Source organism: Streptomyces sp. MS191, assembly GCF_008042125.1.
GTDB lineage: Bacteria > Actinomycetota > Actinomycetes > Streptomycetales > Streptomycetaceae > Streptomyces.
Genome location: NZ_RDBI01000051.1, coordinates 73,957 through 82,923 on the forward strand (window position 1 = coordinate 73,957; position 8,967 = coordinate 82,923).

The 8,967-nt window shown below is 74.0% G+C and carries 10 protein-coding genes; 5 read left to right on the forward strand and 5 right to left on the reverse strand.

Going from position 1 to position 8,967, the window contains the following annotated elements; all coding sequences use genetic code 11:
* Nucleotides 1-123: 123 nt before the first annotated feature.
* Nucleotides 124-645 (reverse strand): AMIN-like domain-containing (lipo)protein, encoded by a 522-nt coding sequence (locus EAO71_RS22825; protein WP_147979694.1) that lies wholly within the window; start codon nt 643-645, stop codon nt 124-126.
* 328 nt (nt 646-973) lie between these two features.
* On the opposite strand from EAO71_RS22825, the gene EAO71_RS22830 reads away from it, so the two are divergent.
* Both EAO71_RS22830 and EAO71_RS22835 read left to right on the forward strand, forming a co-directional pair.
* On the forward strand, nt 974-1,189 hold the full coding sequence (locus tag EAO71_RS22830) for a hypothetical protein (protein ID WP_147979695.1): 216 nt from the start codon (nt 974-976) through the stop codon (nt 1,187-1,189).
* A 148-nt stretch (nt 1,190-1,337) separates the two neighbouring features.
* Nucleotides 1,338-1,841 carry a peptidylprolyl isomerase gene (locus tag EAO71_RS22835; protein WP_147979696.1) on the forward strand — a complete coding sequence of 168 codons (504 nt, stop codon included), beginning with the start codon at nt 1,338-1,340 and terminating at the stop codon, nt 1,839-1,841.
* Nucleotides 1,842-1,950: 109 nt separating this feature from the next.
* Here the strand turns inward: EAO71_RS22835 and EAO71_RS22840 are convergent, their stop codons facing one another.
* The 3 genes from EAO71_RS22840 to EAO71_RS22850 form a co-directional block, all read right to left on the reverse strand.
* Nucleotides 1,951-2,718: an alpha/beta fold hydrolase gene (locus EAO71_RS22840; protein WP_261992295.1), complete on the reverse strand. Its 768-nt coding sequence runs from the start codon at nt 2,716-2,718 to the stop codon at nt 1,951-1,953.
* 95 nt (nt 2,719-2,813) lie between these two features.
* Entirely contained in the window at nt 2,814-3,668 is an 855-nt protein-coding gene (locus EAO71_RS22845; protein WP_147979697.1) for an NAD(P)H-binding protein, read from the reverse strand.
* 189 nt (nt 3,669-3,857) lie between these two features.
* On the reverse strand, nt 3,858-4,106 hold the full coding sequence (locus EAO71_RS22850; protein WP_147979698.1) for a type B 50S ribosomal protein L31: 249 nt from the start codon (nt 4,104-4,106) through the stop codon (nt 3,858-3,860).
* A 263-nt stretch (nt 4,107-4,369) separates the two neighbouring features.
* Here EAO71_RS22850 and EAO71_RS22855 point away from each other — a divergent pair, with 263 nt between their 5' ends.
* Complete coding sequence (locus EAO71_RS22855) at nt 4,370-4,585, forward strand: hypothetical protein (RefSeq protein WP_147979699.1); 216 nt, start codon at nt 4,370-4,372, stop codon at nt 4,583-4,585.
* Nucleotides 4,586-4,689: 104 nt separating this feature from the next.
* On the opposite strand, the gene EAO71_RS22860 is transcribed toward EAO71_RS22855, so the two are convergent.
* Nucleotides 4,690-7,272, reverse strand: a complete 2,583-nt coding sequence (locus EAO71_RS22860) for a SpoIIE family protein phosphatase (protein WP_147979700.1) — start codon at nt 7,270-7,272, stop codon at nt 4,690-4,692.
* Nucleotides 7,273-7,450: 178 nt separating this feature from the next.
* On the opposite strand from EAO71_RS22860, the gene EAO71_RS22865 reads away from it, so the two are divergent.
* Entirely contained in the window at nt 7,451-8,215 is a 765-nt protein-coding gene (locus tag EAO71_RS22865; RefSeq protein ID WP_147979701.1) for an alpha/beta fold hydrolase, read from the forward strand.
* A 104-nt stretch (nt 8,216-8,319) separates the two neighbouring features.
* The gene (locus EAO71_RS22870) at nt 8,320-8,571 is read left to right on the forward strand and encodes a hypothetical protein (protein ID WP_261992296.1); all 252 of its coding nucleotides are present in this window, start codon (nt 8,320-8,322) and stop codon (nt 8,569-8,571) included.
* Nucleotides 8,572-8,967 lie beyond the last annotated feature (396 nt).

Consider the following 8,967-nt stretch of genomic DNA (forward strand, 5'->3'; position numbering starts at 1 on the left):
GGGGCCGCCCTCAGCGCGACCGGCGCCCGGATGGCCGGCGTGCGGCGCCAGGTCGTTTCGGGGGCCGCCAGGTCGTTTCGGGCGGGGCGCGCAGGGGTCGGCCGTCGGCCGCGTCTCCGTCGCTCACCGCCGGCAGCCGACCGGATGCGCGATGTCGAGCACGAGGCGCTCGGGCGAGTGCAGCGTGAACGTCTTGTAGTGCGGCTTGGTGTCGAAGGCGGCCCCGAGGGTGACCACGCCCTCGAAGTCGCCGGTCAGGGCGACACCCTTGAGCGCGGGCAGGTTGATCTTCGTGAGCCGGGGGCCGTGGTAGACGGACCTGCCGGACGCGTCGTGGGCGGCGGCGGGGGAGAGCTTGATCTCCAGGAAGTACTTCCCGGGAAGCGGGACCCGGTGCCCCGAGCCGTCGTACCGCAGGACGGTGACCGGCTTCACGGTGACCGGAGGCATCCCCCCCCGGACGTCCACGACCAGCCGGTCGAAGGTGGGGTGCCCGCCCCAGCGGGCGTTGGTGACCAAGGCTGTCGTGGGAGGCCCGGCCGTCCGTGACGGGGTGGTGGAGGCGTCGGCCGGGATCGTCGCTCCGATCCCGGCGGCCAGCAGGATTCCGGCGGCGGCGGCCGCGAGGCGTGGACGGTGATGCATGACGTCCCCCATTTCCGGTGCTACGGGGACTCTGGTGTCACTGGGGAAGACGTGCCGCACGCCGTGTCCGGTTGCGGCTGAATTGCGGATTTTCAGATATTTCGAGGCGAATGCCGGGCGGGAGCGTCGTGAGGGGACGGGTGGTGCCCGGATCGGCGATGGCACCTCGCCCGCCCCGGCACAGGCGCAAAGCCGGCCCCCGGCATGGACGCACCGCCGCCCCTGGATCGGCCTCGCGCCGGACCGGATCGGCCCCGTCGGGCCGCTGAATCATTTCGCCCCACTCCGAGGCCGTAACCCCCCGGGCCTCTCGGTAGTTGACCAGGGCATGAAGAAGCGCAGCATGCTCGCCATCGCCTCCCTCGCGGCCGGTGTCGTCACGGCCCTCGTCAGCCCGCCGCCGAACGCCTCGGCCGACACCGGTGCCGCCGGAGCCACCGGGCTCCTGCAGAACGACACGGCCCTCGGCTCCCTGCTGGAGGAGGCCGCCCCGCTTCCCACCGACGGTGCCCTGCACGCGCTCGACGGCGGCGCGTCCGCCTGACGACGCCTCGGATCCCCGTACTCGCGCCGGGGCACGGGGATCCGGTGGGCCCGTCCGTGGGGCAGCCGGGTGAAGAGTGGGCCGAGTGGGGCCCGACAAGCGGCAGCCCGTGCGCGCGAGGACGGGACGGGAATGACAGGATGTCCCCATGAGCAACAACGTTTACTTCGACATCACCATCAACGACGAGCCGGCCGGCCGGATCGTCTTCCAGCTGTTCGACGACGTCGTCCCGAAGACGGCGCAGAACTTCCGTGAGCTCGCCACCGGCCAGCACGGCTTCGGCTACGCCGGCTCCCCGTTCCACCGCGTCATCCCCGAGTTCATGCTCCAGGGCGGTGACTTCACCAACGGCAACGGCACCGGTGGCAAGAGCATCTACGGCGAGAAGTTCGCCGACGAGAACTTCACGCTCAAGCACGACCGCCCGTTCCTGCTGTCGATGGCGAACGCCGGCCGCAACACCAACGGCTCGCAGTTCTTCATCACCACCATCGTGACCGACTGGCTCGACGGCAAGCACGTCGTCTTCGGCGAGGTCGTCGAGGGCCAGGACCTGGTCAAGAAGATCGAGGGCCTGGGTTCCCGGTCCGGCGCCACCAGCGCGAAGATCGCCGTCGCCGCCTCCGGCGTCGTCGAGGACAAGGCCTGAGCGTCGCTGCATCCCTGAGCGGACTGCACCCGACCGCCCCGCCCGTCCACCGGGCCGGGGCGGTCGCGCGTTCCGCGCACCTGCTCGCGCCCGCCGCGGGACGTGCGGCTCAGGGCGCCTCGACCGAGAGGCCCGCGACCAGCGCCGTCACGAAGCCCTCCGGGTTGTCGATCATGAGGTTGTGACCGGCCTTCGGGACCTCGAACACGGGAACGCCCAGCGCGGCCATGCGCTCGGCGTCCGCGTCCGGCAGGCTGTACTCGCCGACGAGGAAGGCCCGCGGCCGGTCCAGCGCCGCCAGCAGCTCGCCCTCCGGCGGCGCGGCCCCCTCGACCAGCGCCACCGCGCTCCGGTGCACCGCCCGCGGGTCGGCCAGGCGCAGCCGCGCCGCGTAGTCAGGCCGGTCGACGGCGGCCAGCATCCGCGCGAACCCGTCGCGTACGAACGTCTCCTCGTCCTGCGCGACGACCGGGCTGCTGAACATCCCGCCCCCGGGGTACAGGTTCGGCTCCGCCACCACCAGCCGGGCCACCAGATCGGGGCGGGAGGCGGCGAGGCGCACGGCGACGGCGCCGCCCATCGAATGTCCGATCAGTTCCACGCCCGTCAGGCCCAGGTGGTCGAGGACCTGCGCCACGGCGGCCGCCTGCTCCGCCATGCCGTAGCCGAACTCCCGCGGGCGGTCGCTCAGTCCGAAACCCAGCAGGTCCACCAGGAGCGTCCGGCCGCCGGACAGGGCGGGACGCGTCATGACGTGCGCGAAGTCGGACGCGCCCGTGCACCCCAGGCCGTGCAGGCAGACCCGGACCGGGCCTTCCCCCGGCAACTCGATCCACCGCATGTATCCGCGCGCGTCCGCCAGGAACAACTCCCGCACGACCGACCCCCGTCATCACACCGTTCTCGTACCGACGCGACCCGCACACCCTAGGGGGTGTCCTGCCGCTCAAGCCGGACCGGTAGCGGCGTCGCTCACCGCGCGTCAGGCCGGCGGAAGGCCGCCGCGTTCCGCTCGACCCAGGCGGAGAAGGGCCGGGCCGGGCGGCCGAGGACCCGCTCCACGTCCGGGCTCACCCGGCGCTCCTCGGAGGTCGGCTCGCCCAGGACCGAGAGCGTCCCGTCCACGACCGGCTCCGGCATGAACCGGAGCATCCCCGCGCGGGCTTCGTGCCGGCTCAGCTCCTCGAAGCGCACGGGCGTGCCCAGCACCTCCTTGAACGCCCCCGCCTGCTCGCGCGGGGAGACGGCCGCGGGCCCGGTGAGCACGTAGGTCCGGCCGGCGTGCCCGTCCCCGAGCAGGACCGCGGCCGCGACCTCGGCGATGTCCGCAGGGTCCACCACCGGCAGGGCCACGTCGCCGAACGGGGCCGCCACCGTGTGCGCCGAGCGGACGGAGTCCGCCCACAGGAAGGCGTTGGAGGCGAAGCCTCCGGGGCGCAGGATCGTCCACTCCGTACCGGACCCGCGGACCGCCGACTCGAACTCCCGCAGGACGGTGTGGGACGCGGCTTCCGGCCGGGTCCCCGTGACCTGCGAGGACTGCAGGACGATACGGCGCACACCGCAGGCGGCCGCCGTCTCCACGATGTCCCGCGGGCCGAGTGTCCCGCCTCCGCCGGGCACGAGCAGATAGAGGGCGTCGGCCCCCTCGAAGGCCGCCTTGAGGTCGGCGGCCCGGGACAGATCGGCGGCCCGGTGGCGCACCCCCGGCGGCAGCGGTCCGTCCGAGGGCCGCCGGCTCACCGCCGTGACCCGCTCACCCGCCGCCGCGAGGGCCGCCACCAGCTGCCGCCCGACGTTTCCCGAAGCTCCCGTGACAACGATCATGATTCCGCCTCTCCGCGCACGGGGCAGGGTGCCCCGCTGTGGTCATGGCGTCATCCTGGAAGCAGAACCGGTCATCCTCTGACCGGTTTACGCGGACGGGTCGAGACCGTCCCGGATCCGTGGACGGAAGCCGCGAGAGCCGCGGTGGGAGGGCTCCCCGCGAAGGGGGTGGCCCGCCGACCTGACGGACTACTTCTCCTCGCCGAAGCGCCGCTCGAACTTCGCGATCCGGCCTTCCGAGTCCACGGTCCGCGCCTTGCCCGTGTAGAAGGGGTGGCTCTCGGAGGAGATCTCGACGTCGACCACGGGATAGGTGTTGCCGTCGTCCCACTCGATCGTCTCCGGGCTGGTGGCCGTGGACCGGGTCAGGAAGGCGAACCCGGCGGAGCGGTCGCGGAACACCACGGGGCCGTACTCCGGCTGCTTGTCCTGCTGCACTCGTCCTCCTCGTGCTGCCTGCGGTGATGGGCCCAGCCTGGCCGGGCCCGGCGTGCGCGACCAGCGCCACGAGGCCGACCGGGTGAACGCCCGTCCGCCCACACGAGTGGCCGGCGCCCGCCCGCACGGCGCCGCACGGGGCGCCGGCGCACCGGGGTCCGGATCGGATCCCGGCGCCGAACCGCTTCACGGTGATCGCCGGACGGATTACGGTCAGTGGGAGGCGAGCCGGCCGACGGCTCGGTGACACGGGGGAGTTCGACATGGGATCGGTACTCGTACTGTTCGGGGTCCTGGGCTCGGTGGCGGTGCTGCTCGCCTTCACCCTGCTGCGGCGGGGGAACAGGGCGACCGAGAACGCCGACGGCCTGCAGATCGAGCAGGCGCGGCGCGTCCAGGCGCACAACGACCGCACGTCGTTCTCGTCGATCTCGGCGCACAACACGCCGCCGACGATGGGCGACAGCTACCGCTCCTGAGGGGCGGCGGCCCCACGGGGCCCCGGTCAGGGACGTGAACCGGCCCGGTGGGCCACCGCCGGCCGGTTCACCCGTTCCTGCCTCCGCGTCCTGCGGACGGGTCGTCAGGACCCGCTGGTCCAACGGGCCGCCAGCAGCAGGGCGATGTCGTCGGCGCGATCGGTCGCCTGGCGGGCGTGGCGGATCAGCCGGTCCGCCGTTTCGGCGAGCGGGCCCGAACCCGCCGCCGCGAAGGTTCGGCGCAGCCGTTCGATGCCGTCGTCGATGTCCATGCCGGGCTTCTCCACCAGGCCGTCCGTGAACAGCGCGAGCACGGCGCCCGGTGCCAGCTCCAGCTGCGTGACGGGGTAGGTGGCGTCGTCGTCGATCCCCAGCACCAGCCCGCCCGCGAGGTCCACGACCTCCGCCGTCCCGTCCGGCCGGCGCAGCAACGGCTGCGGGTGTCCGGCCCGCACCCCTTGAGCGGACCCCGTCTCCGGGTCGAGCAGGATGTAGCAGCAACTCGCGAACTGGCCCGGATCCATGTCGATCAGCAGCCGGTTGGTGCCCCGGACGACCTCCCGCGGAGCCAGTCCGCCGAGCGCGAAGGCGCGCACCGCGCTGCGCAGCTGCCCCATGGTCGCCGCCGCGGCGACCCCGTGGCCCTGGACGTCGCCGATGGTGAGGGCCAGCAGCCCGTCGGCGGTCTCGATGACGTCGTACCAGTCGCCGCCCACCTCCATGCCCTGCGTGCCGGGGAGGTACCGGGCCACCGTGTCGTAGCCGTCGCAGACGGGGAGGCGGCCCGGCAGCAGTGCGTCCTGGAGCCCCCGGGCCAGGGCGGCCTCGGAGTCGTACCGGCGGGCCCGCTCCAGTGCCTGCGCGATGAGTCCGGCCAGGGCCGTCAGCACGGTGCGTTCCTCCGGGCTGAAGCCGCGCGGCCGCTCGAAGCCGAGGATGCAGGAGCCGACCGGGCGGCCGGAGGCGATCAGCGGCAGGAACGCCCGCGCGCCGGAGTGGGCGTCCAGCGGGAGGCCCGGGTACGCCTTGCCGAGCTGCTCCATCGACTCGTAGAAGAGCGGCCGGCCGGTCGTGAGGGTCTCCACGCCGGGCATCCGGGCGTCCAGGCCCACGCCTTCGAAGGGCTCCAGGAAACCCTTGGGGAAGCCGGTCTCCCACGCCAGGTAGAGATGACGCTCGCTCAGCAGGTAGATCGCCAGCTGGCGGCCGCCGAACGCGGGCAGCAGCTCGTCGGTGACCACGGCCGAGACCTGGCGTGCGGTGACCGCCTCGGTGAGGGCGATGGCCAGGGCCACCGGCCGGTACAGGGCGGACGCCTGGTCGGCGGGCGAGCCGAGCCCCGCGTCGCGACGCGTGACGGAGCCCGGCTGGTACGCCGGGTCGCCTTCCGGGAGGAGCACGATGGTCACGCCGTCGTGCCCCGGATAGAGGGAGACCGACAGCCACTGGCCCGTGGCCGTACGGGCCTGGAAGTACCGGGGCTCCTCGGACAGCAGCGCCGCCCGCAGTTCCTCCTCGTGGGCGGCGTGGTCGAACCACGGCATGACCTGCCACAGGCTTCGCCCGGCGAGCGTGCCGCGTGCCTCGCCGAGGAGCGCCTCGGCGAGGTGGTTCACGTAGGTGACCCGGCCGAGGCGGTCGATCGCGAGAATGGCCCGTGGGAGCCGGTCCGTGGCGTCCGACCCGATGAGCCCGGTGCCCAGATCGACCAGGGACCCGGTCAGGAAGCGCCCCCGGCTCCCGGACCGGTCCGCGGGTCTGTCGGGGGGCGACGCCCGGGCGGAGACCTCCAGCAGGTGCAGCCCGCCGTCGGGCCCCTTCAGCCGGATCCTGCGCGCCACCGGGCCGCCCGAACCGGCGGCCCGGCGCGCCATCGTCCACAGGGCGTACGTGTCCTCCGGCGCCAGGCGTGCCGTCAGGGCCGCGATGGTGCCGGGGAACTCCTCGCCGCCGCCGATGATCGCTCGCAGCCCCTCGTCGACGGTGACGACGCCGGTGTCCAGGTCCCAGCCGAAGTAGCCGATGCGCACCGGCTTCATCCCGGACGACGGGAGCTGGACGCACACGGGCTCGGCCGACCAGGACACGGGTGTGTCCTCGGCCGTGAGCTTCCCGAGGGCCGCGCCGAGGCGCTGTGCCTCGCGCAGCAGACGACCGCGGTCGCGGGAGTTGACCGGAACGCCGACGGTGGGCGCGCGCAGCACCACCAGGACGCCGAAGCGCTCACGGCCGCTGACGACGGGCGCGTACAGGGATCCGAAGGGAAACGGCAGGCTCGCCACGAACTGGGGGAAGTGCCGCATGGCCTCCTCGACGTCGGCCAGGTGCACGGGCTGGCCGGAGCGGTAGGCCTCCGCGACCGGGAAGGGTCGGTTCACGTGCATGCGCCACCACGGCCGGAACAGCGGACCGGGCAGCCCGGCGAGCACCGCGAGCCGCAGCAGACCGGGTGTGGCGGAACGCAGGTACACGCCGCCGGCGTACCCGCCGACCGCCTCGATCGTCCGCAACGCCGCCTCGGCCAGGACCAGCGGCAGCTCGTCGCGCAGCGGGCCGTGGGGCTGCTGCCCGCGCCACACCGGCCCGTCGGTGGGGGGCGTGCCTTCGTCTTCCGCCGACGGGACGGGCCCGGCCGTGCCGTGCGTCGTCACACAGCCAGCATGCTCCCCGGCCGCCGTACGGCGCATCTCGGACTCTGCCCGCGGCGACCGGCCTCGGCAGGGGTCCACGCCCTGGGCACCGGGGGTCCTGGACAGGCGTTCCCCACGCGGCACCGTTGACCGCGCCGCGGGCACTCGCCACACTCGGTAGCCGACCGGCCACGACGGGTGCGCCGGGCGATTCACCTCGTGACCAGGGGGCGTGATGTCGGGTCGGGTTCTGCCGTACGACGTGCAGGGGAGCGGGCCCAGGCGGGCCCTCGTGCTCCACAACTGGTTCGGCGACCGGACGAGCTTCGCGCCGCTCCGGGCCCACCTGGACGGCGACACCGGCAGCTACGCCTTCGTCGACTGCCGCGGCTACGGGGAGGCGATCGACTCCGACGGCGAGTTCACCATGGAGGAGGTGGCCGCGGACGCGCTGGCCGTCGCCGACGACCTGGGCTGGGACTCCTTCTCGGTGATCGGGCACTCGATGGGCGGCAAGGCGGCCCAGCTCATGCTGCTCGACGCGCCCGACCGGGTCCGCTCGCTGGTCGGCATCTCGCCGGTCTCCGCCGCGGGGTTCCCGCTCGACGGCGAGAGCTGGGAGCTGTTCGCCGGAGCGGCCGAGGAGCCGGCGAACCGGCGCGTCATCATCGACACCACCACCGGCGGCCGGTACGACGCCGCGTGGCTGGACGCACTCGTGGAGCGCTCGCTGGCGCGCTCCTCGCCGACCGCCTTCCGGGCCTACCTCGACTCCTGGTCCCGCACGGACTTCCACCACCGGGTCAAGGACAACCCGACCCCCGTCCTGCTCGTCGTGGGCGCCCACGACCCGGCGCTGGGCGAGGCGGCGATGACGGCCGGCTGGCTCCAGTGGTATCCGAACGCCCGCCTGGAAGTCCTTCCCGAGGCCGGCCACTACGCCCCGGAGGAGACCCCGGAGGCGCTCGCCGCGGCCATCGAGGCCTTCCTGGCCGCCTGATCCGGCGGGGTGCCGCGCGGCCCCGTCCGTGCCGCGGGGGCGCCGAGGCGCCCGCCATGGGCGAGCATGGTGGGGGAGAGGCGGGTGCCATGGATCCGACCGCGATGACAGCGGTGATCGTCGCAGCGGCGCTGGTGTGCCGGGCGGCGGTGCTGGAGCTGCGCGAACCCGGCACCGGCCGGCGTGCCTGGGCGTTCGTCACGGACCGCCGCGCGCTCGGCACGGGTGCGACCGTGGCCCTGCTGCTCGGCGTGGTCGGCTGGGGCGCCGTCGGCGGTACGGCGGTGGTCTGGGCGTGCCTCGTCGGGGTCGTGGTGGCCTCGCTCTCCGCGGAGCGACGGCCCCCTGGGGGATGAACGGAGCGCGGCGCGCGGGTGGGGGAGGCCGCACACGAGTGTGGTGATCGAGCACCTCTCCCGTTCTAGTAGAATCTTCAACCGAGGTCCGGTGCCGGCGTTCCCCCGTGCCCGGCACCGGACCTCTTCTCATGCCCGCGCGCTCGCGCGGCCCGCCCACTGCCGGGCTTCGCGCGTCAGGCGCCACCTTCCGGGCACGGACGCAGGCACGGACGCGGACGCCGGCACGGACGCGTTCGTCGACGCCGTCCCGGCCGTGCGTCCCCGACGGCCGCCGAATCGTCACGGCTCTCCCGGCCCCCTCCGCGTCCCGACCCGGCGCCACGCGGCTGTCCGTGGTCCGAGCGGGCGGGGGCGCCCGGGGCCGGCCGACGGGCGCCCCCGCCCGCTCGGACC

Coding starts and splice junctions, on each gene's coding strand:
- EAO71_RS22825 (WP_147979694.1), bottom strand. CDS start 645: ATGCATCACCGTCCACGCCTCGCGGCCGCCGCCGCCGGAATCCTGCTG.
- EAO71_RS22830 (WP_147979695.1), top strand. CDS start 974: ATGAAGAAGCGCAGCATGCTCGCCATCGCCTCCCTCGCGGCCGGTGTC.
- EAO71_RS22835 (WP_147979696.1), top strand. CDS start 1,338: ATGAGCAACAACGTTTACTTCGACATCACCATCAACGACGAGCCGGCC.
- EAO71_RS22845 (WP_147979697.1), bottom strand. CDS start 3,668: ATGATCGTTGTCACGGGAGCTTCGGGAAACGTCGGGCGGCAGCTGGTG.
- EAO71_RS22855 (WP_147979699.1), top strand. CDS start 4,370: ATGGGATCGGTACTCGTACTGTTCGGGGTCCTGGGCTCGGTGGCGGTG.
- EAO71_RS22860 (WP_147979700.1), bottom strand. CDS start 7,272: ATGCGCCGTACGGCGGCCGGGGAGCATGCTGGCTGTGTGACGACGCAC.
- EAO71_RS22865 (WP_147979701.1), top strand. CDS start 7,451: ATGTCGGGTCGGGTTCTGCCGTACGACGTGCAGGGGAGCGGGCCCAGG.
- EAO71_RS22870 (WP_261992296.1), top strand. CDS start 8,320: ATGACAGCGGTGATCGTCGCAGCGGCGCTGGTGTGCCGGGCGGCGGTG.